Genomic DNA, 21,056 nt, shown 5'->3' with positions numbered 1-21,056 from the left:
CTCTGGCATCAGCGGCCGTTCTCCGCGCCGGCTCCCGTCAAGGGCGTCGGCGCGGAGCCATTGCGGGAATAGCCGATCCGCGGCGGCGCGGGGGCGGGTTCCGGCGGCTGGGGCCGCCGGTTGCGTACCAACCAGGCCACAGCACCCGCCAGCGCGACGGCTGCCGTGACGATGAGCCGATTACGCGAACGTGCAGAGACATGTAGGCGCCCCGAGGTCATTGGACCACTTTGGCACAGCCCGGCGATTCGCGCAGGAGGCCCAGCTCACAGCGCGGTCCCATCCAGTTTCCCGCCTTCGCCGACGATCGTGGCACGATGGGCGGCGTGACCTCACCGAATCAGACTTCCGTGGCAACGCTGCACACGAATCACGGCGATATCAAGATCGCGCTCTTCGGTAACCACGCCCCCAAGACGGTTCGCAATTTCATCGGGCTCGCCGATGGTTCGGCAACGTACACCACCGCGAACGCCAGCGGGGGGCGCACCGGCCCCTTCTACGACGGCGCCCTGTTTCACCGGGTTATGGACGGCTTCATGATTCAGGGCGGCGATCCCACCGGCACCGGCCGTGGCGGTCCGGGCTACGAGTTCGGTGACGAATTCCACCCGGAACTGCGCTTCGACCGCGGCTATCTGCTGGCGATGGCCAACGCCGGACCGGGCACCAATGGCTCGCAGTTCTTCATCACGGTCGGACCACAGCGACACCTGAACCGCAAGCACACGATCTTCGGCGAAGTGGTCGACGAGGATTCGCGCAAAGTTGTCGACGCGATCGCGACCACCAAAACCGATCGCAACGACCGTCCGCTCGACCCTGTCGTTATCACCAATATCACGATCGAATGAGAGTATGAACCCCCAGCCGCCTGCACCGACGTGTGTCCGCCACCCGAATCGCCCGACCGGCCTGGCCTGCACGCGGTGCGGACGGCCGTCCTGTGCGGAGTGCCTGCGTCCCGCGGCGGTCGGTCAGCATTGCGTGGATTGCCTGCGCCAAGACCAGCGCAGCGCGCCACCGGTGCGCACAGTCGCCGGCGCTCAGACGACGGCAAGGGCGTCGATGCCGTATGTGACCTATGCCTTGATCGCGATCAACGTAGTGGTCTTCGCGATCACGGCGGCGCAGTCGGAGAGCCTGATGGACAACCAGCGCGGCTCATCGCTGTTCCTCGATTGGGTGCTCTTCGCGCCTGCCGTCGCGGACGGTGAGTGGTGGCGGGTACTCGGTTCCGGATTCCTGCACTACGGTCCGATCCATCTGCTGCTCAACATGTTTGCGCTGTATGTGGTCGGCCGAGACGCTGAGCTGGTGCTCGGGCGGCTGCGCTATCTCTCGGTGTATTTGGTCTCGCTGCTCGGTGGCTCGGCCGCTGTCATGGCGTTGGCGCAGAACACTGTGACGGCAGGCGCGTCCGGTGCGGTGTACGGCCTGTTCGGCGCGATCACAGTCATCCTGATCCGTTTGCGGCAGAATCCGAACCAGATGTTGATCATCATCGGCATCAACGTCTTCATCAGTTTCTCGCTGCCCGGAATCTCGCTCTGGGGACACCTCGGCGGTCTGGCCGCAGGCACTTTCGCGACGCTCGGCATCCTGTTTCTGCCGAGCTGGTTGCGGGCGAAATCCCAGGAAACCGCCCGGATAATCGGTTGGGTGGCAGTGGCTGTCGTGGCGATCGTGGCGTTATCGGTGGTAGGCGCGACCGCGGTGGCACTGACTTCCTGACCGGGAATTCGTGCTTCACGTGAAACATCCGCATGTGCACTACGCCGCGGTTCGTCGTCGATCCGCGGCTGCGGATTCAGCGGGTCTTGTCCTCGGACAGGCGCAGGGCCGCGACCAAGTCGCGGTACACGAATTCGGGATTGACGCCCAGATCCCAGCGGCCGAAGATCAGCAGTCGCTCGGCGTCCGCATGCTGGACGTCGAGTTCCAGCATCGGCACCTTGCGTCCGAGGCGGCGGTAGCTGATCACCCTCGCGCGGAGGATCTGATCGGGGGCGTACTCGTCGGGCCCGGTCAGGGTGCGGACCACCAGGCGCGGCTCCGCGCCGGGCAACACGGACAGTCGTGGCCTTTGCCGGAATCCGAGCCCGGCAAGGGCGAGCAGGCCGACCGCCGCGAGCCCGACGAGCAGGCGGCTGGCGGCGTCGGTGCCGAGGATCGCGGCACCAGCCAGGATGACGCCGCCGACCGTGACAGCGACGAGTGCCGGGGTGGGGGTAGTCCAGGCGATGCGGGTCTCGGCATCCCGTGGTACAGGGCCCCCGGGCTCAGGAGTCAAGGCCGCTCCTCAATCGCTCCTCGAGTTGTCCACAGGCTCATCCACAGGTGTGCATGAATGACACGTCTGTAATCCGGGATCAGCGCCATCGCATCGTCATGATCAGCCCGACGACCATCAGGCCGAATCCGATCAGGAAGTTCCACGCATTGAGGTCGTTCATCCAGCTGATGTGCTCGGCGGCCAAGTAGTAGACGAGCAGCCAGACAAGCCCGGCCAGCATGAACCCGAGCATGATGGCGACGTACCAGACCGGCGACGGCCCTACCTTCACCTTCACCGGGGTCCGGCTGGCGGGGTTGATCGTATAGTCGGTCTTCTTACGGACCTTCGACTTGGGCATGACGTCCCTCGTGATCGGCGTACAGGTCGGTACCAGCAGGGCGGATTCAGTTCGATGGTCTGCCGAGCCCACTCGCCGCTGGGGACGAGGCTCCGGCGCCCTCCGGTGTGCCTCTAGGCTATCCCAACTGCTAATGGATGCGACGTGGTGCCGGGCGGGGACGTAATCTCGATGCCATGCGTGTTCTGGTCGTCGACAATTACGACAGCTTCGTCTTCAATCTGGTGCAGTACCTGGGACAGCTCGGTGTCGACGCCGTCGTCTGGCGCAACGACGATCCGAACCTGTCCGACGTCGACGCGGTGGTGCGCGATTTCGACGGCATCCTGATCAGCCCGGGGCCGGGCACCCCGGACCGCGCTGGGGCCAGCATCGCTCTGGTGCGCGCCTGCGCCGAGCACAACATTCCGCTGCTCGGCGTGTGCCTGGGCCATCAAGCGTTCGGCGCGGCGTTCGGCGCAACCGTCACGAGAGCCCCGGAACTGTTGCACGGCAAGACGAGTTCGGTGTTCCACATCGGCGCCGGCGTGCTGGCAGGTTTACCCGACCCGTTCACCGCCACTCGGTATCACTCGCTCACGGTTGTCGAGGACACCCTGCCGGAGGAGATCGAGGTGCTCGGACGCACCGAGAGTGGGATCGTGATGGCCATGCGCCACCGCACTCTGCCGATCCATGGCGTGCAGTTTCATCCCGAATCGGTGCTGACTCAGGGCGGGCACCGCATGCTCGCCAACTGGCTCGGCGTGTGCGGCGAGCGTCCGACCGAGGGGCTGGTGGAGAGGCTGGAGGCGGAGGTCGCCGCTCTGGTGCTGCAGTGACCCGTCCGCATGTGCTGCTGTCGGTCGCGGTGAGCGTCGACGGGTACATCGACGACGCGAGCCCTGAGCGGCTGCGGCTCTCGGACTCGGCGGACTTCGATCGCGTGGACCAGGTGCGCGCGGACTCCGACGCGATCCTCGTCGGCGCGCAGACCCTGCGCAGCGACAATCCACGGCTGCTTGTGGACAGCGCCGACCGCAGGGCCGCGCGTCTCGCGTCGGGCAAACCGGAGTATCCGCTCAAGGTGACGGTCTCGGCGAGCGGCGACCTGGACCCCGACTTGCGGTTCTGGCACCACGGCGGCGGCAAACTCGCCTATACCACCGACGCGGGCGCAGCGCGGCTCACCGATCGGTTGGCCGGCCTGGCCGAGGTGATGAGCCTGGGCGCCGACCTCGACTTCGGTATGTTGCTGGACGACCTGGGTCGTCGTGGCATCGCCCGTCTCATGGTGGAGGGTGGCACCCGCGTCCACACCACCTTCCTCGCCGCCGATCTGGCAGACGAGCTGCACTTGGCCGTCGCCCCGATCCTGGTCGGTGACGTCGCGGCCCCGCGCTTCCTCGCCGCCGCCGACTATCCGGGCGCGCCGCACCGCAGAATGCGGCTCGCGGACGTTACCCGAGTGGGCGATGTCGCTGTACTGCGCTACCTGCCGAAAGCTAACAATGCCGATCGGCGGATCGGTTGATCGGAGTGCGTCGTACAGTGCCGCTTCAGGTGCTCGAACACCGCGACGCGACTAGTCGCGTATTTCCCGGCCGATGCCTGTCCGTGACGACGAGCTACAGCCCGCTCGGAGCTACCTCATTCTGGCGAGCCGGTCGAACCGGCCCAGGCGGCGAGTCGATGAACCGCCACCTGGACCTGTCCTAGAACCTACGGCCGTCCGTAGACCGCGGTCACGAACTCGCCGAGCTGATTGTCGTCCAGATGTCTGGCCAGGTCCGCCTCGCTGATCATGCCGACGAGTCGCTTGTTCTCGATCACCGGGATGCGCTTGACCCGGTGACTTTCCATCTCGTCGAGCACAACCTCGATGTCGGCGTTGGCGTCGACCCAGCGCGGCGTCGCCTCGCACAGCTCGGCGACCCGAGTGGTGCCCGGGGACCGACCCTGGGCGATACATTTCACAACGATGTCGCGGTCGGTGACGATGCCGCACATCCGCTCGTTCTCATCCGAGATGACCAGGGACCCGACGCCGAGCTCGGCCATGATGCTGGCGGCCTTCTCGACGGTCTCGTCCTTGGAGATCCACTGTGCGCCGGGTTTCATGATGTCCCTGGCGGTGGTCATGAGCTACCTCCTCGTGCTCAGCTGCGCTGATTGGGATGAAGCACGCTCATTCTCCCGCATTTTCACACCGAGTGGTCTCGTTTTTCTCGATACCAGACGTTTCCGCGGGGGACGACGACCCCACGGAAACGACGAGACCACTCACGGCGGCCCGAGAACTCCTACGCCGATCACAATGGACCCATTCTTCTGGACCGAACTTCCGGCGGACGGTTGCTGGCTGAGGACTCGGCCCACGTTGCCCGCGTCGAATGTGCCCTGTGGGGACTGACTGATCTGGCTCGTGCTGCCGGTCCAGCCCTCCGCGCGGAGCTTGTCCACCGCCTGCGAGACCGTGAGACCGATCAACGAAGGCATCCTCAGATCGCCCGCGGACACCTGCACGGTAACCGTGGATCCCTTGTCCGCCGTGCTGCCGCCCGAAGGGCTGGACGCGATCACTTCGCCCTTCGGCTTCGACGACTGCACCTCTTGGACGAGCACTTTGAAGCCGTTGCCCTCGATGTTCGGTTCGGCGACATCGATTTGCTGTCCGACGACGTAGGGAACGCGGACCGCCTCGGGGCCTGTGCCGACGGTAACGACCACTTCCCAATCGACATCGACCTTCGAACCCGGCGATGGGTTCTGCTCGATCACCGTGTCCTTCTCCGCGGTGCTCGATGGCTTGCGGTCGACGTTCGAGTTCAACCGCAGACCCTTGGCGTTGAGTTCCTGTTCGGCTTGCTGCTGCGACAGGCCCGTCAGCTTCGGCACCTGAACCTGCGCCGGACCGGTGGAGACCTGGATTGTGATGGTGCTGCCCTTGTCGATCCGCGAGCCGCCGAGCGGCTGTGTGGCGATCACATTGCCCGTCGCGACCTTGCTGTCCGGCTTCTGCTGGATCGCGACCGTGAACCCGAGCTTCTGCAGCGCGTCCTGCGCCTGCTGGGAGGATTTGTTCGACATGTCGGGAACGGCTACCTGGTCCGGTCTGCTTCCCGGGCCGAGCAACACCCAGAACAGCGCGAACACCACAGCGATCGCGGCGGCGGCACCGATCGCGATGTAGGCGGTGCGGCGTTGATTGGAATGATCGGCCGGATCCTGCTCTGCGGTGTCGTCGTTGCGCTCGATGGTGCGGTAGCTGCGCGGCGGGGGCTCGTCCGCACCCATGATGGTGGTGCGGTCCTCGTCGGTCATCACCATCGGGGCGCTCGGCTTCTGGCCGCCGAGCACCCGGATCAGATCGGCGCGCATCTCGGCCGCGGTCTGGTATCGGTTGGCCGGGTTTTTGCTCATCGCTTTGAGCACGACGGAGTCGAGTTCGCGTGGCACGCTCGAGTACACGTGCGAGGGCAGCCGCGGGTCCTCCCGGACATGCTGGTAGGCGACCGCGACTGGCGAGTCGCCGGTGAAAGGCGGTTCCCCGGTGAGTATTTCGAACAAGACGCAGCCGACGGAGTAGACGTCCGAACGCGCGTCCACCGTCTCGCCGCGGGCCTGTTCCGGCGAAAGATACTGTGCTGTCCCGATGACCGCGGCGGTCTGCGTCATCGGGTTGGAGCTGTCGGCGATCGCACGGGCGATTCCGAAGTCCATCACTTTCACGGCGCCGGCCCGGTTGATCATGATGTTCGCGGGTTTCATGTCGCGGTGCACGATTCCGGCCTTGTGGCTGAAATCCAATGCGGCACAGACATCGGCGACAACTTCCATCGCGCGACGCGGCGGCAGCGGGCCCTTGCCGCGGACGATGTCGCGCAGCGTGTCACCGTCCACGTACTCCATCACGATGTACGGCAGCGGACCGCCGTCCACCTCGGCCTCGCCAGTGTCGTAGACCGCGACGATAGCCGGGTGGTTGAGCGCGGCGGCGTTCTGCGCCTCGCGCTTGAACCGCAGGTAGAACGTGGGATCGCGCGCCAAGTCGGCGCGCAGCACCTTGATCGCCACGTCTCGGCTCAACCGGAGATCGCGCGCCTTGTGCACCTCGGACATTCCGCCGAACCCGATGATCTCACCCAGCTCGTAGCGGGAGGAGAGATTCTTCGGGGTCGTCATGGTTGTCCTTGCAAAGGAGTAGCGGGCGCGCTGAGAGTGACCGAGGGTACTCGGGCACCAGGAATCTCCGGAAATGGTAAGTCGAAGGGCGGAATTCGTGCCCGCGTGGTGGTGGTCGGCGCGGTCGTGGTCGGCTTCGTCGTGCTCGGTGCCGTGGTGCTCGGCGGCGTGGTCGTCGTCTGCTCCGGGGTCGTAGTCGGTGGCTCGGTGGTTGTCGGTTCGGGGGCGGTCGTGACCACCGGCGGCGGTGCGGGTTTGGGGGTGGTCGTGGTGACCAACGGCGGCACCGGCTTCGGGCTCGGCACCGTCGTCGTGGTCGGCGACGGCGTCGAATTCGGATTGGTGTCACCACCGAACAGCAGGTAGAGCGTGAGGGCACCGACCAGGACTGCGCCGATGCCGAGCCCGGCGAACCACTTCTGCGTCGCGGTGAATCGCTTGTCGTCACCAGGAGGCCGGGTACTGCCGCCGGTGCCCTGGCTCATCACAGTCGCCGGCGCCCCGGCCGCCGCACCTGCATGGCCGGCCGCGCCGATCGCCCCAGCCGCAGGTGTCGAGTAGCGCACCGTTGCACCGTCGAAATCACGTGCTGTGGAGGGAATGACAGCGGTGGGCCCCGGCGGCAGCACCCGAGTGGCTCCGGTGATGGGCGTGGCGGGATGAGAGCCGCTCGGCGGCGGCGGGCGGCGGCCCGCGCGAACTGCGGCGACCGCGTCGGCGAACTCGCCGCCGCGGGCATAGCGGCGCCCTGGCTCCTTGGCCATGGTGATCTCGATCAGCTCGCGGACGTTGCCGGGCAGATCGGACGGCATCGGCGGCGGAGTCTCCCGAACATGCTTCATCGCCACCGTGATCGCGCCGTCGCCGAGGAAGGGCCGCTGCCCGGCCAGCGCCTCGTAGCCGACCACGCCGAGCGAATACACGTCGCTTGCCGCGGTGGCGTCCTCGCCGACCGCCTGCTCGGGCGCGATGTACTGGGCGGTGCCCATCACCATGCCGGTCTTGGTCACCGGGGAAGCGTCTACCGCCTTAGCGATGCCGAAGTCGGTGATCTTCACCTGGCCGGTAGGTGTCACCAGGATGTTGCCCGGTTTCACGTCGCGGTGCACCACACCTGCGCGGTGCGCCACCTCCAGCGCGCGCCCGGTCTGCTCCAGCATGTCCAAGCCTTGGGCCACCGACAGTCTGCCGAGCCGGTTGAGCACCGTGTTCAGTGGCTCGCCCTGGACCAATTCCATCACCAAGTAGGCAGTTTCGCTGCCCTGCGGGTCGATGGTCTCGCCGTAGTCATAGATACCGGCGATACCGGGGTGATTCAGCTGGGCGGTGGTCTTCGCCTCGGTGCGGAATCGTTGCCGGAACGTCGGGTCGGTGGAGAACTCCGACTTGAGCACCTTGACCGCGACCCGGCGGTCCAGCCTGGTGTCCAGGGCTTCCCAGACCTGGCCCATGCCGCCGGTCGCGATCAGTCTTTGCAGCCGGTACCGGTCGGCGATCATCGCACCGTTGTTCAGCATCGAGGTCCCCGTACCTTCACTCGCACATCCATATCGTTCAGCCCCCTCGAAGACCCGCGTCCAGGACCGCGCGGGCCACCGGCGCGGCCACCGAGCCGCCCGTCGCGGCAAGCGCCCGATCCCCGCCGTCTTCCACGATCACCGCGATGGCGATCTTCGGGTTCTGTGCGGGGGCGAACGCGATGTACCAAGCGTGCGGCGGTGTTTTGCGCGGGTTGGACCCGTGTTCGGCGGTGCCGGTCTTGGACGCGATCTGATAGCGGGACTGGCCACCTCCGGCGGTGTTGTTCTCCGACGCAATCATCAGGTTGGTCACGGTCGACGCTACCTGGGCGCTGACCGCCTGCCCGACCGAGACCGGCTTGGTCTTGGAGAGCTCGCTCAGGTCCGGGCCTTGTAGCTGATCGACCAGGTAGGGCTCCATCCGGACGCCGCCGTTGGCGATGGTCGCCGCGACGACCGCGTTGTCCAGCGGGGTCAACGCCACGTCCCGCTGGCCGATGCTGCTCTGGGCCAGCGCGGCGTCGTCCGAGATCGTGCCGACGGTGCTCTCCGCTACCGGCATCGGGATGCCGCGGTGCGGGCCGATGCCGAAAGCGGCCGCTTCATCCTTGAGGTTCGCGGCGCCCACCTTGACTCCGAGTTCGGCGAACGCGGTGTTGCAGGACAGCCGGAACGCGTCGTAGAGCGAGGCGGTCGGGTTGGGCCCGCAGGTGGAGCCGTTGTAGTTCTCCAGCGTGGTAGTGGTGCCGGGCAGCGTGATATTCGGCGCCGCGGTGAACTGGTCCTCCGGGGTGGCGGTGCGATTGGCCAGCGCGGCGGCGGTGACCACCACCTTGAACGTGGAGCCGGGCGGGTAGGTCTGCGAGATAGCCCGATTCAACATCGGATGGTGCGGATCCGAGCTCAGGTTTTCCCACGCCTCGGTCCCGCGCGCGCCGTCGTGCCCAGAGAGCACGTTCGGGTCGTAGCTCGGCGTGGACACCATGGTGAGAATCTTGCCGGTACTCGGCTCGATCGCCACCACTGAGCCGGTGTAACCCTTGCTGGTCAGCTGGTTGTAGGCGACCTGCTGCATCACCGGGTCGAGCGTGGTGAGCACGTTGCCACCGCGTGGATCCCGGCCGGACACGAGGTCGACGAGACGGCTGCCGAACAGCTGACTGTCGGACCCGTTCAGCAGCGCGTCCTCGGCCCGCTCCAGTCCCGTGCTGCCGTACTGCATCGAGTAGAAGCCGGTGGCCGGCGCGAACGCCTCGGGGTCGGTCGGGTAGGTGCGCAGGTATTTGTAGCGGTCGTCGGTGGCGACCGAACTGGCCAGCACAGTGCCGCCCGCGGAGATCTGCCCGCGCTGGCGGGAATACTCGTCGAGCAGCACCCGCGAGTTGCGCGGATCGTTGCGGTAATCGTCGGCCTTGATCACCTGAACATAGGTGGCGTTCAGCAGCAGTGCGACGATCATCAGCATCACCGCGACCGCGACTCGGCGTAGCGGAGTGTTCACGTCGCGGGCCCCGCTTCCGGTCGTGCCGCGTCGCGGCGCAGCAGCTCGGTCTGCGCGTCGGCGATCGGTGCTGGTTCCTTCTTGCGCACCGGGGCAGGCGCCCGGGCGGCGTCCGACACTTTGATCAGCAACGCGAGTAGCGCGTAGTTGGCGAGCAGCGAGGAGCCGCCGTAGGACATGAACGGCGTGGTGAGACCGGTCAGTGGAATCAGCTTGGTGACGCCGCCGACCACTACGAACAGTTGGATCGCGATGGTGAACGACAGGCCGGCCGCGAGCAGCTTGCCGAAGCTGTCGCGCACCGCGAGCGCCGTGCGAAGGCCGCGTACCACGAACACCAGGAACAGCATGAGCACCGCGGCGAGCCCGATCAGCCCGAGTTCCTCGCCGATCGTGGTGACGATGAAGTCGGTCTTGGCGAAAGGCACCTGGTTGGGCCTGCCGCTCCCGAGCCCGGTGCCCGCGAGGCCGCCGGTGGCCAGGCCGAACAGCGACTGCGAGATCTGGTAGCCGGTGTTGTTGTAGTCGTCGAACGGGTGTAGCCAGGTTTCCACCCGGACCCGGACATGACCGAACAACTGGTAGGCGAAGAAAAAGCCGAGCGCGAGCAGCCCGCCTCCGATGATCAGCCAGCCGACCCGCTCGGTGGCGATGTACAACATCACCAGGACGGTGCCGAAGATCAACAGCGAGGTGCCGAGGTCCTTCTCGAACACGAGCACGCCGATGCAGACGAGCCAGACCACCAGGATCGGGCCGAGGTCGCGGGCACGGGGGAACTCCATTCCGAGCACATGGCGCCCGGCGGCGGTGAACAAATCGCGCTTGGCGACCAGCACGGACGCGAAGAAGACGATCAGAAGGATCTTGGCGAACTCACCTGGCTGCATGCTGAACCCGGGCAGGCGGATCCAGATCTTCGCGCCGTTGGTCTCCGAGAACCTGCTGGGCAGGATGGCCGGAATGGCCAGTGCGACAAGTCCGATGAGGCCGAGTGTGTAGCTGTAGCGAGCCAGCGTTCGATAGTCGCGCAGCGCGATCAGCAGCACGATGAACCCGGCCGTGCCCAACGCGGTCCATAGAATCTGCTGGTTGGCGTCGGGAGAGGGAACCGCCCATGAGTTGTAGGCGGCGGTCTGCTCGTCGGCGAGGTCGAGCCGATGGATCAGCACGAGGCCGAGGCCGTTGAGTAGCGCGACGATCGGCAGCAACAGCGGGTCGGCGAACGGCGCGAATCGCCGCACGGCCAGATGCGCGACACCGAACAACGCAAGATACGCCAGACCGTACTTGGCGATCTCCCAGGTGATCGACTGCTCCTGACTGGCCTCGACCAGAAACAGAGAGGCTGTAGTGATCCCTGCCGCCCCGGCAAGCAGCAACAGTTCGGCATTGCGTCTGGTGCTGGGCGGAGGCGCGGGAGCGAATCCGCCCGGGGGACTGGGAAAGGCCCCCGCGGACGGCGGTGACGGTGCGGACATCAGTCCGTCACCCGGCAGTTCTCCCCCGCGGTCTGGGGGTTCGACGACGTGCTCGACGGCGAGGCAGGAGCCTCCGACTTCGTCGGCGTTTTGATCTCGGTGCCCCTGGTGTCACCCTCGGCGGGTGCGGGTGCGGGTGCGGGTGCGGGTGCGGGTGCGGGTGCGGGTGCGGGTGCGGTGGTCGGGGCGGGCGGCACACCGGCGGGCCCCGGCGGCGCGGGCTCGGTGGGCGGAATGACCCCCGGCTGCGGCACCGATCCCTTGGCCGGGCAAGGCGGTAACAGTTCTCGCTGCGCGAGATAGGTCATCGAGTCCTTGGCCTTGTCCAGCGAACCCGGCGGCAACCCCTTGTCCACCTGATCGCGGCCGGTCTGTTTCAGATCGCCGACCTGAAGCGGCTTGCAGGAGGACGGCAGGTCGTCGCGATGCTCGGCCAGGGTGAGTTCACCGCTGCGGGTCACACAGCCGACCAGGTTCACGTCGTGAATCGAGTAGCCGAGTATCGAGCCAGGCAACCCGCGCAGGATCACCACCGAACCATCGTCGGCGCCGACGTAGTAATTGCTGCGAATCATCTTGTAGCCGACCAAAAGCCCGATACAGACGGCAACGACCAGCGCCGCCGCGAGCACGATCCAGCGCAGCCGGTGTGACTTCCCTTTCGGGGGAGGCTCCGGCGTGGCGGTGGCTCTGCGCGGCGCGGCGCGCGGCGGACGCAGCGCGGAGGCGCGGCCGGCGGCCGTGTTCGGCGGCGGTGCGTCGTCGTCGACGCCGGATGCGGCGCCCGCCACGATCGGGTGGCTCTGCCCGTAGTCCAGATCTATGACGTCGGCCACGACCACGGTCACGTTGTCGGGACCACCGCTGCGCAACGCGAGTTCGATGAGCCGGTCGGCACATTCGTCGGTCGTGCCCTCGCGCATGGTGTTCGCGATGGTCTCGTCGCTGACCACGTCGGAGAGGCCGTCGGAGCACAGCAGATAGCGGTCCCCGGAACGTGCCTCGCGCATGATCAGCGTCGGCTCGATCTCGTTGCCGGTGAGCGCGCGCATGATCAGCGAACGCTGCGGGTGCGTGTGCGCCTGCTCGGGTGTGATCCTGCCCTCGTCGACCAGGGACTGGACGAATGTGTCGTCCCTGGTGATCTGGGTGAGCTCACCGCCACGCAGCATGTAGGCGCGCGAGTCGCCGATGTGCACGAGGCCGAGTTTCTTGCCCGCGAACAGGATTGCCGTCAGCGTGGTGCCCATGCCGTCGAGCTCGGGCTCTTCCTCGACCTGGTCGGCGATGGCCGCGTTGCCCTCTCGGGTCGCCGCGTCGAGTTTGCCGAGCAGATCGTCGCCTGGTTCGTCGTCGTCGAGGTGGGCGAGCGCGGCGATCATCAACTGAGAGGCAACTTCTCCCGCGGCGTGGCCGCCCATGCCGTCGGCGAGTGCGAGCAGTCGCGCTCCGGCATACACGGAGTCTTCGTTGTTGCCACGGACGAGACCGCGGTCGCTGCGCGCTGCGTAGCGGAGAACGAGTGTCACGATCGGAGCTCGATCACTGTTTTACCGACACGGACGGGCGTGCCGAGCGGAACTCGGACCGCGGTGGTGACTTTCGCGCGATCGAGGTAGGTGCCGTTCGTCGAGCCGAGATCTTCGACGTACCAGTCGTCACCACGCGGAGATAGCCGCGCGTGTCTGGTCGAGGCGTAGTCATCGGTGAGTACCAGCGTGGAATCGTCCGCACGTCCGATCAGCACCGGTTGGGTGCCGAGCGAAATACGGGTGCCGGCGAGTGAACCTTGAGTCACCACAAGAAATTTGGCGCCCTTCTGGCCCCGGCTGAAGGAGGGCAGCACCGCGGAACCGCGTGCGGCCCTGGGCTGTATCCGAATGCCGGATGCCGCGTAGATGTCGCTGCGCAATGTGCGCAGCACAGCCCACACGAACAACCACAACAGCAGAAGGAACCCCGCCCGGGTCAGTTGCAGGATCAGTCCCTGCACGGCGCTCCACCTCCTGTTCGACCGTGTATGTCGGTGCCGTAGGTGCGGTTCGACCACCCCCACCAGCCTGCTGGTCTTGCCGGCCCCGGTATCGGCGCCGCGCGTGTGTTGGCAGCATCATAGGGCCGTCGGTCGATTTCGATCACGATACGACCGACGAATCCTCGAGAGCCATGTCGTGACCTGCACCGCGAGCTTACGGGATCAGAGGATACGGATCAGGATCTCGGAGTGCCCGGCGCGGATGACATCGCCGTCGGCGAGTTGCCAATCCTGCACGGGGGAACCGTTGACCAGGGTGCCGTTGGTGGAGCCGAGATCGGACAACATCGCGGTTTGGCCGTCCCAACGCACCTCGATGTGCCTGCGCGAGACACCGGTGTCCGGCAGCCGGAAGTGCGCGTCCTGGCCGCGGCCGATGATGTTGCTGCCTTCCCGCAGCTGGTAAGTCCGGCCACTTCCGTCGTCGAGCTGCAGGGTCGCGGAGTAGCCGGAACCGGCTGCCGGAGCGGCGCCGTAACCCTGGCCGCCGCCGTAGCCCTGCTGCGCGCCGTAGCCCGGCTGCTGCGAGTAGGCCTGGCCGTAGCCGCCTTGATCATCCTGGCCGTAGCCGCCCTGATCGCCGTAGGCTTGGTCGCCGTAGCCGGGTTCGGCGTAACCCGGCTGGCCGTAGCCCTGGCCTTGCTGGCTGTAGCCGGGTTCGGCGTAGCCTTGTTGCTGGCCGTAGCCGGGTTCGTTGTAGCCCGGCTGGCCGTAGCCGGGTTCGGCATAGCCTTGTTGCTGGCCGTAGCCGGGTTCGTTGTAGCCCGGCTGGCCGTAGCCGGGTTCGGCGTAGCCGGGTTCGGCGTAGCCCTGTTGCTGGCCGTAGCCGCGGTCGTTGTAGCCCGGCTGGCCGTACCCCGGATCGCCGTACCCCTGCTGGCCGTAGCCGCCGCGCTCGCCCTGCTGGTAGTCGTAGCCGTTCTGGTAGTCGCCGTACCCCTGCTGGGCGTCCGGCGCTGGGTAATCCGCTGCGTACGCGCCGCCGCGGCCGTAGTCGTCGCGGTACGCGCCGTTCTGCGGACCGCCGCGACCAGCAGGCGGTGGGGCGTACCCGCGGTTGCGTGGATCGGACTCCGCGGGCTCACGGCTCGGGTCGTAGCCTGAGTTCTGCGTCATGGGGCCAGCTCCTGGTTGCGGGGTTGCAGGTCGTTGTGGCGGTGATTCGGGGCCGCGAGCCGCTGTGGCTCTGTGCCCGGCGTCCGGATCGACGCGGCCACTTGCCCTGAACTGTCCGGTGTGCAGCGTAGGTGATGCCTCGAACGCCACGTGTACTTCGCCGTAGGTCTGCCAGCCTTGCTCGCGGATGTAATCCTGTAGATGTTTGGCGAACGCGCGGGTGGTGAGGTCGTGATCGGCATCCAGTTGCTGGTGATCCGAGGAGTTGATCGTGATCACATAACTGTTCGGCGCCAGGAGATGACCGCCGCCGAGATCCTGGACGTGATCGGCTGCCTCGCGTTGCAGCGCCGCTTCCACCTCCTGGGGTACGACATTGCCGCCGAACACTCTGGCGAAGACATCCCCGACGGCGCCCTGCAGGCGACGCTCGAACCGCGAAACGATGCCCATCTCGGCCTCCTTTCGGTGAGCGTCTCTTTCCTGATTCGTAACAACGACACGCGAGTATGGCGTGTCGCTCATCGACCACGTTCATTGCATGATATCCACGATCGTCCACACCTGTAACTATTGGCGACGACCCCGGGTTCCCGTGCCCGCCGAGCCTCCATGTCAGGGCTCTGAAATGGGGATTTCATGTCCGGCATAGGGGCGTGATACTGTCTCCCAGTCGCTCGGGCGAGTGGCGGAATGGCAGACGCGCTGGCTTCAGGTGCCAGTGTCCTTCGGGACGTGGGGGTTCAAGTCCCCCTTCGCCCACAGTGTAGTGCGAAAGGGCCGCAGGTCAGAGGGTTTCTCTGGTTTGCGGCCTTTCTTGTCAACACGGCTTGTTGATGGCGCGCCGCCGACAATCATCCACTGATACCTGCCGTAAAAGTCGACAACCACCCACAGGGCCTTTCTGCGCCGCAGATGATCGTCCACACGCAATTTGTGACCGACTTCTTCGCAGCCGGGGCCGAAGCCGCAGGCCAGGTCCCGCCCGACGGCATGTCCGGCCGGCCCACCCAGGACGCCGACAGCCCCCTGCAGGTGATGGACCAAGCCGGTAACCGCACCTCGATCTTCTCCTCACCAGCACCTGCTTCGGTGACGACCACGCCGCCCGCACCCCGGCGCAGGCCGGTGGGGCAGATGGACGGGAGGGTGAAGCCTCGGGCGCGACAACCACTTCGCGTTGCTATTGTCAGCGCCCTCCGGTGCAAACCCCCTCGGGGGTGTACTGACAGGGTCTTTCGTTGCGGCCTCTGTACGCGCCGTGATTGCTGCTCGTGCCGCGCTCTCCCACGCCGTAGCCGCGCCGATCCGCAGGGTCGTGCGAATAACGGTCTGCGGTGACGGCCACGACAGGTTCGGGCGAGACGATTGCCAGCGTCACCAGCGTGCCTCCGACCAGCATCGCGGCCCCCGCTCGACGCATGGTACCGAGCATCCTCGCGTTCGCCATAGCTACCTTCCCGTCATCTAACGTGCCATCAGATAGCGTAACGATAGTCGGTGTCTGATCGGTGACGCGCGGGTGGGACCCTCGGCGCTCAACCTCCTCGCTCTCGGTACGGTCACCCTCGACTCGAGGCCGAAGGCGGTGCCAACTGCGTCGCCACCATCGCGGCTAGCGCTGTGACCCTGTCGGACGGGGTGGCAGTTACGCACCTCGAATTACCCACCAGTCGACCGGTCATGCCTACGGTGCCGCGATGGCTGCAATGGTCCTGCGAATCGCACAGGAGTGAGGGCTGACCTGACGGTCGCCGGCGACGGAAGTGGCTTGACTCACAATGAGAACCTGTTCTAATTTTTGGCATGCGCAGATATGACGGCCGCCGTGTGGTGGTGACTGGAGCGGGTTCCGGCATCGGTCAGGGCATCGCCCTGAGGCTGCTCGATGAGGGGGCACAATTGGTCGCCGCCGACATCGACGTGTCGGGCCTCGCGGCCACCACGGCTAAGGCAGGCGATGCCACCGAGCGATTGCGAACGGTCGAGGTGAACGTCGCCGACCCGGAGTCGGTCGGATCGGCCACCGGGGAGGCGCTGAAATTCCTCGGCGGCCTCGATGTGCTGGTGAACGGTGCGGGCATCCTGCGGCCTGCGCGCACCCACGAGATGCCGCTCGAGGTGTGGAATCAGGTGATCACGGTGAACCTCACCGGGACCTTCTTGATGACCCAGGCCGCGCTGCCTGCACTGCTGGACACCGGGCACGGGGTAGTGGTCAACATCTCCTCGACCGCGGCCTTCAGCGCGGCGCCCTACCTCGCGTCTTACGCGGCGTCCAAGGGCGGCGTGAACGCTTTCACCCATGCGATCGCGCTGGAGTACGCGAAGCAGGGGTTGCGCGCGGTGAACATCGTTCCCGCGGGTATCACGAGCGGCATCACCACGAAGTCCATCCGCGATCAGCCAGAGGGTTTCGATCCGCAGCTGTTTTCCCGGATGACCGGCTGGCTCGATGGCGGGGCGCTCGGCAGTCCGGAAGACATCGCCGGGGTGGTCGCCATGGTGGCCTCCGACGACGGACGCTATATGACCGGAACGGAGATCCGGGTCGACGGCGGTGCGCTGATGTAGGGAGCGGGAGCTATGCGGGCGTGGCGACGAGAAGATGGTGCGGGATCGGCAGATGCGCCAACTGTCGGTGCTCGACTACGCAGTCGGCCTGCTCCAGTGCCGCGAGTACGTCCGGCACCGGACGAAGGGTGAAGCCGTAGGGTGTGAATGGCAGCTTCGCCATCGCGTCCGGATCGCCGATCCCGATCACCAGACGGCCGCCGGGTCGGACCACCCTGGCGAGTTCGACACAGGCCGCGGTCAGGTCCGCCACGAAGTAGATGGTGTTGACCGTGATCGCGGCGTCGAGGCTGTCGTCCGCGAGCGGCAGCGCAGTGAGCGAACCTTCGTCGAGTCGCAGTCGGCCAGAGCCGATGTCGGCCGCGTAGCCGGAGCGAGCACGGGCCAGCATGTCGTGCGAGATCTCGACGCCGTGCACCACACCCGTGTCGCCGACGCGTTTCAGCAGGAGTGAAAGCCCTGCGCCCCCGCCGAATCCGATATCGGCAGCCCTTCCGCCCGTTGCGACGGCGGTGGCCTCGACCGCGCCCGCGATGGCGCGCTTGTTGCCGCGGTTCAGTGCCAAGGCGACGCCCTTGCCGAGGACGCCATGCGGGTTACCGAGCTGACCGGCGAGGCTGGACAGCACGCGGGCCCGGACGCCGTTCATGGCGCCATCGTATCGATGTGGCCGGTGCTACGCCCGATCAGCCGATTCGGATGTCGATACGGTTTTCGGCGTGACCACTCGGAGGCAGTGAGCCGAAGGAGGACCACGATGCGTCTACCTTCGACCATCCTCGCGGCCTGCACGCTGGCGCTGCTGCCGAGCGCGCCGGCCATGTCGACGCTGTGGATGACGCTGTGAGTGCTCTCGGGATGGCCGGCCTTCGTCGATCGGTCGACTTGTCCGGGATACCGACGGTGCGACCTCGGCCGACTGGCAGTCTGGGCTGTGGATAACTCTGTGTGTGGCTTCGGGATTCAGTGCCGGGAGTTCGCAACGACGCTGCAGGCGAACGAAACCGCGGAGACTTGTTCGCGGCTCTGGTTCTGCATCTGACCTGGCGGGTGAAGTATTCACCAGCTTGGGGATGGGTGTGGATCATGATTGTTGATGCCTCTATTGCGCCTGGGGATGGCGGAGGAGTTGGGGGCTGTGGATATCACACGGCCGATCGCGGCACCGCCGATTGATGCACCAGGGTGGTGGTTCGTTGTGCACAGCGGTGGAGTTGTCTGCGTGCACAGCTGTGGACGGTGCCGAACCGGGTGGGTGAACGCATCGCCGTAAGCACAGGCGGGCGGGGTATGAGCGGGCGCATTCGCCGACAGAGTCGAACGAGGTTTGTCAGCACGCTTCGGCGCATTGGCAAGGTGTGACGTTGGCCTCGTGACGCTGTGCGGCAGTGTCGATTTCGCGGGGCTCTTCCCGTCGCGAAGAGGCAGTGAGGCGAAGATCACATCCATGATTATGGTTGCGGTCGAGGTGCTGATGCACCCGGTTCGAGTGGCTGCGCAGGGACCCTTTCGCATCCGGTTATTCTTGATCTTGACAAGACGCAAGCATGGCAACGGCATGTTTCGCCGAGTATGCATCTTGTTTATTGAGCGTTAAACAAACCTTGAGTCGCTTTTATTGAAATAACACTCAGCAATCGGCACCTTCCACGGGTGAATGCCCAGGTAAAGTTGCAAAACGTCTACCATAGACATGTCTATTCAACCGGGATAGCTAATGCTCTGGAAAAAGACTGATACACCCTCTTGGCCTGCCCGCGGGAGGCGTATCGACGGTTTCGTCGGAGCGTGATCTGCTTGCCAGGGCGGTGGCCACTGCTAACGCCTCGGGTTAGCTGGCTAGCGGAATGATGAGGCGCCGTCGGCGTTTGCTGGCCTGCTGCTTTATACGCTTGACCTCGGCGGGGAGGGTTGCGTAGGGATAACGGTTGTGTAGAGTTGACGGTAACGCTGGCCGCAGCTCGAGCCCGACTCGCTGCGGCCAGCGGAACTCAATGGGGGATGTCGAAACCGATCCGTGACCTTACGCTGCTGCCGATTGGCCGACCATGTCCACTTGTGGTGTGCTGATTGTTCGCTAGGGGTTAATCGCAGGCAAGTCGCTCGGCTGGTCCATGGTGTAGCCGACCTGATTCAAAACCACGCTGCGCCCGACCCCGAACACGTAGACCAGGAACAACGCCTCGGCGGTGAACCCGATCGCGAGGCGGATCGGCGCGGGCAGCGGGCTCGGCGTCACGAAACCCTCGATGAAGCCACACACCAGCAACACGCCAACCAGCCCGAGCGCCACCGTCGCCGTCGCCCGGCCCTGCCGGGCCACCGCCTCCACCCGGCTCAGCCGACCCGGATCGATCAGTGTCCAACCGAGTTTCAGCCCGGCGCCGCCTGCGACGAACACCGCCGTCAGCTCCAGCGTGCCGTGCGGCAGGATGAAAACGAAGAACGAATCCAGCCGCCCCGCATCGGCCATCAACCCCGCGGTGACGCCCAGATTCAGCGCGTTCATGAACAGCAGGTAGACGGCGGGGAGGATCAACACGCCCGTGAACAATGCCATCGCCGTCACCCAGGCATTGTTCGTCCACACCTGCGCGGCGAACGCGCCCTGGGCATGCTCCGAGTAGTACGTCTCGAACGCGCCGCCGGGCGCGGTGAGGTCCGCGGTGTCGTCCGAAATGCCGAGAACCGTACGCGCCGAATCGAACCGGTCTACCCAGACGGCCAGGCTCGCCGACCCGAGCAGGAACACCGCGGCCACGCCCACCCACCACCGCCACGCCCGGTACAGGGCCGCAGGGAAGCGATGGGTGAAGAAGCGGCCGACCTCCTGCCAGGTGTCCGCTCTCGTCCCGAGCACTCGGCCGCGCGCACGGGTCAGCAGCGCGCTCAGACCGGCGATCAACTCCGGATCAGGGCTGTGCGACTGCAAACGTGCCAGCTGCTGGGACGTGCGCCGGTAGAGCATGACGATCTCGTCCGCCTCCGCGCCGGTCAACCTGTTCCGCTTGGACAGGTAATCGAGCCGCTCCCACGCCCGCCGGTGCGCCAAGCTGTACGCGTCCACGTCCATTCGGTTGCCTCCCACTACCGCCGGTCGGAAGAATGCTATCGAGATGGCTGAGTTCACTACCGGCGAAGCGGTGGCCCTGGAGCTGCCGATCGCGCGGATCCCCACCAGGGCCACCGCGTTTCTGATCGACGTGGTTGTCCAGTTCGCACTCGGGTGCGCCCTCATGTTCGTGATCGCGACGGTACTGCTGCCCACAGGTGTGGATTCGGCTTGGCTGGACGTGGCGGTACTGGTCACCATCGTCGGTGTCCTGGTCGGCTACCCGGTGGCCTGTGAGACCACATGGCGCGGGCGGACGCTGGGCAAGCTGCTGCTCGGACTGCGCGTGGTGCGAGCGGACGGTGGACCCATCGACTTCCGACACGCGCTCACCCGCGGCCTCGCCGGAGCAGCTGTCGACTTCTGGATGCTCGGCGGGTTCGGCGCCATCGCGGTGCTCACCTCGATGTGCTCGCCCAACGCGCGGCGGGTCGGCGACGTGCTTGCTGGCACCGTGGTGGTGCACGCGCAGCGGGCGCTGCCTCCGCCCGCGCTCGCGGTCGCGCCGCCGTGGCTGACCGGCTGGAGTGCACAGCTCGACCTGTCCGGGCTGCCGGAGGATCTGGCGCTGGCGGTGCGGCAGTATCTGACGCGGTTTCGCGCGCTGACTCCCGCCGCACAACACAACTTGGGCACAGCTCTCGTGGCAGAGGTGTGCAAGCGAGTGCGGGTCGTGCCGCCGACCGGTTATCCGCCGCTGCAGATTCTGGGCGCGATCGTCGCCGAGCGGCAGCGTCGTGTGCTGCCGCCGCCGATGTTCCCCTCATTCCCGTCGCCACCGCTGCGGGTGCCGCCACCGCTGCGAACGAGTTAGGTACAAGTGTTCGCAGCGACGTACGTCGATCTCGCGCAGGAATCGTCCAGCCGCACCGGCGTCCAGGAGGCCTGGAACGAATTCCTGGCCAACCGCACCAGCT

General features: G+C 66.2%; 19 protein-coding genes and 1 tRNA gene. 7 read left to right on the top strand and 13 right to left on the bottom strand.

The annotated features are described in order from the left end of the window. Nucleotides 1-8: 8 nt before the first annotated feature. Nucleotides 9-221, bottom strand: coding sequence for a hypothetical protein (locus AB0H00_RS00540; protein WP_357258568.1), 213 nt, complete (start codon nucleotides 219-221; stop codon nucleotides 9-11). A 105-nt stretch (nucleotides 222-326) separates the two neighbouring features. Between AB0H00_RS00540 and AB0H00_RS00535 the strand changes: the two genes are divergently transcribed. Next, nucleotides 327-854 (top strand): peptidylprolyl isomerase, encoded by a 528-nt coding sequence (locus tag AB0H00_RS00535; RefSeq protein ID WP_357258565.1) that lies wholly within the window; start codon nucleotides 327-329, stop codon nucleotides 852-854. A 4-nt stretch (nucleotides 855-858) separates the two neighbouring features. Then, nucleotides 859-1,734: a rhomboid family intramembrane serine protease gene (locus tag AB0H00_RS00530; RefSeq protein WP_357258562.1), complete on the top strand. Its 876-nt coding sequence runs from the start codon at nucleotides 859-861 to the stop codon at nucleotides 1,732-1,734. Between the two features lie 76 nt (nucleotides 1,735-1,810). Here AB0H00_RS00530 and AB0H00_RS00525 read toward each other — a convergent pair whose 3' ends face one another. Then, nucleotides 1,811-2,293 (bottom strand): PH domain-containing protein, encoded by a 483-nt coding sequence (locus AB0H00_RS00525; RefSeq protein WP_357258559.1) that lies wholly within the window; start codon nucleotides 2,291-2,293, stop codon nucleotides 1,811-1,813. A 79-nt stretch (nucleotides 2,294-2,372) separates the two neighbouring features. Continuing rightward, on the bottom strand, nucleotides 2,373-2,636 hold the full coding sequence (gene crgA / locus AB0H00_RS00520) for a cell division protein CrgA (RefSeq protein WP_357258556.1): 264 nt from the start codon (nucleotides 2,634-2,636) through the stop codon (nucleotides 2,373-2,375). Between the two features lie 176 nt (nucleotides 2,637-2,812). On the opposite strand from crgA, the gene AB0H00_RS00515 reads away from it, so the two are divergent. After that, complete coding sequence (locus AB0H00_RS00515; protein WP_357258554.1) at nucleotides 2,813-3,457, top strand: aminodeoxychorismate/anthranilate synthase component II; 645 nt, start codon at nucleotides 2,813-2,815, stop codon at nucleotides 3,455-3,457. Then, entirely contained in the window at nucleotides 3,454-4,149 is a 696-nt protein-coding gene (locus AB0H00_RS00510) for a dihydrofolate reductase family protein (protein WP_357258551.1), read from the top strand. The genes AB0H00_RS00515 and AB0H00_RS00510 overlap by 4 nt, the downstream gene beginning before the upstream one ends. 188 nt (nucleotides 4,150-4,337) lie before the next feature. Here AB0H00_RS00510 and AB0H00_RS00505 read toward each other — a convergent pair whose 3' ends face one another. From AB0H00_RS00505 to AB0H00_RS00470, 8 genes are all read right to left on the bottom strand, one after another. Next, on the bottom strand, nucleotides 4,338-4,757 hold the full coding sequence (locus AB0H00_RS00505; protein ID WP_357258549.1) for a CBS domain-containing protein: 420 nt from the start codon (nucleotides 4,755-4,757) through the stop codon (nucleotides 4,338-4,340). Between the two features lie 141 nt (nucleotides 4,758-4,898). After that, nucleotides 4,899-6,800 carry a Stk1 family PASTA domain-containing Ser/Thr kinase gene (gene pknB / locus AB0H00_RS00500; RefSeq protein ID WP_357258546.1) on the bottom strand — a complete coding sequence of 634 codons (1,902 nt, stop codon included), beginning with the start codon at nucleotides 6,798-6,800 and terminating at the stop codon, nucleotides 4,899-4,901. Continuing rightward, the gene (locus tag AB0H00_RS00495; protein WP_357258543.1) at nucleotides 6,797-8,317 is read right to left on the bottom strand and encodes a protein kinase; all 1,521 of its coding nucleotides are present in this window, start codon (nucleotides 8,315-8,317) and stop codon (nucleotides 6,797-6,799) included. Before AB0H00_RS00495 ends, pknB begins: the two co-directional genes overlap by 4 nt. 37 nt (nucleotides 8,318-8,354) lie before the next feature. After that, nucleotides 8,355-9,821 (bottom strand): penicillin-binding protein 2, encoded by a 1,467-nt coding sequence (locus AB0H00_RS00490; RefSeq protein WP_357258540.1) that lies wholly within the window; start codon nucleotides 9,819-9,821, stop codon nucleotides 8,355-8,357. Continuing rightward, nucleotides 9,818-11,302, bottom strand: coding sequence for an FtsW/RodA/SpoVE family cell cycle protein (locus AB0H00_RS00485; RefSeq protein ID WP_357258537.1), 1,485 nt, complete (start codon nucleotides 11,300-11,302; stop codon nucleotides 9,818-9,820). Before AB0H00_RS00485 ends, AB0H00_RS00490 begins: the two co-directional genes overlap by 4 nt. Further along, complete coding sequence (locus AB0H00_RS00480) at nucleotides 11,302-12,831, bottom strand: PP2C family serine/threonine-protein phosphatase (protein WP_357258534.1); 1,530 nt, start codon at nucleotides 12,829-12,831, stop codon at nucleotides 11,302-11,304. The genes AB0H00_RS00485 and AB0H00_RS00480 overlap by 1 nt, the downstream gene beginning before the upstream one ends. Beyond that, the gene (locus AB0H00_RS00475) at nucleotides 12,828-13,295 is read right to left on the bottom strand and encodes an FHA domain-containing protein (RefSeq protein WP_014980860.1); all 468 of its coding nucleotides are present in this window, start codon (nucleotides 13,293-13,295) and stop codon (nucleotides 12,828-12,830) included. The genes AB0H00_RS00480 and AB0H00_RS00475 overlap by 4 nt, the downstream gene beginning before the upstream one ends. Before the next feature lie 204 nt (nucleotides 13,296-13,499). Then, entirely contained in the window at nucleotides 13,500-14,906 is a 1,407-nt protein-coding gene (locus tag AB0H00_RS00470; protein WP_357258531.1) for an FhaA domain-containing protein, read from the bottom strand. A gap of 226 nt (nucleotides 14,907-15,132) precedes the next feature. On the opposite strand from AB0H00_RS00470, the gene AB0H00_RS00465 reads away from it, so the two are divergent. Together AB0H00_RS00465 and AB0H00_RS00460 are read left to right on the top strand one after the other, a co-directional pair. Further along, nucleotides 15,133-15,215, top strand: a tRNA-Leu gene (locus AB0H00_RS00465). A gap of 1,044 nt (nucleotides 15,216-16,259) precedes the next feature. After that, nucleotides 16,260-17,027: an SDR family NAD(P)-dependent oxidoreductase gene (locus AB0H00_RS00460; RefSeq protein WP_357258528.1), complete on the top strand. Its 768-nt coding sequence runs from the start codon at nucleotides 16,260-16,262 to the stop codon at nucleotides 17,025-17,027. Between the two features lie 10 nt (nucleotides 17,028-17,037). Here AB0H00_RS00460 and AB0H00_RS00455 read toward each other — a convergent pair whose 3' ends face one another. Both AB0H00_RS00455 and AB0H00_RS00450 read right to left on the bottom strand, forming a co-directional pair. After that, nucleotides 17,038-17,676: a methyltransferase domain-containing protein gene (locus AB0H00_RS00455; RefSeq protein ID WP_357258525.1), complete on the bottom strand. Its 639-nt coding sequence runs from the start codon at nucleotides 17,674-17,676 to the stop codon at nucleotides 17,038-17,040. Between the two features lie 1,428 nt (nucleotides 17,677-19,104). Beyond that, a complete protein-coding gene (locus tag AB0H00_RS00450) occupies nucleotides 19,105-20,100 on the bottom strand; it encodes a stage II sporulation protein M (RefSeq protein ID WP_357258523.1) in 996 nt (331 codons plus the stop codon). 43 nt (nucleotides 20,101-20,143) lie between these two features. Between AB0H00_RS00450 and AB0H00_RS00445 the strand changes: the two genes are divergently transcribed. After that, on the top strand, nucleotides 20,144-20,953 hold the full coding sequence (locus tag AB0H00_RS00445) for an RDD family protein (RefSeq protein WP_357258520.1): 810 nt from the start codon (nucleotides 20,144-20,146) through the stop codon (nucleotides 20,951-20,953). Nucleotides 20,954-21,056: the final 103 nt, after the last annotated feature.

Origin of the sequence: Nocardia sp. NPDC023852 (genome assembly GCF_040639505.1) — a bacterium.
Lineage (GTDB): Bacteria > Actinomycetota > Actinomycetes > Mycobacteriales > Mycobacteriaceae > Nocardia.
Note: the sequence above shows the minus strand (reverse complement) of the source record. Positions and strands in the feature narration are given on the sequence as shown.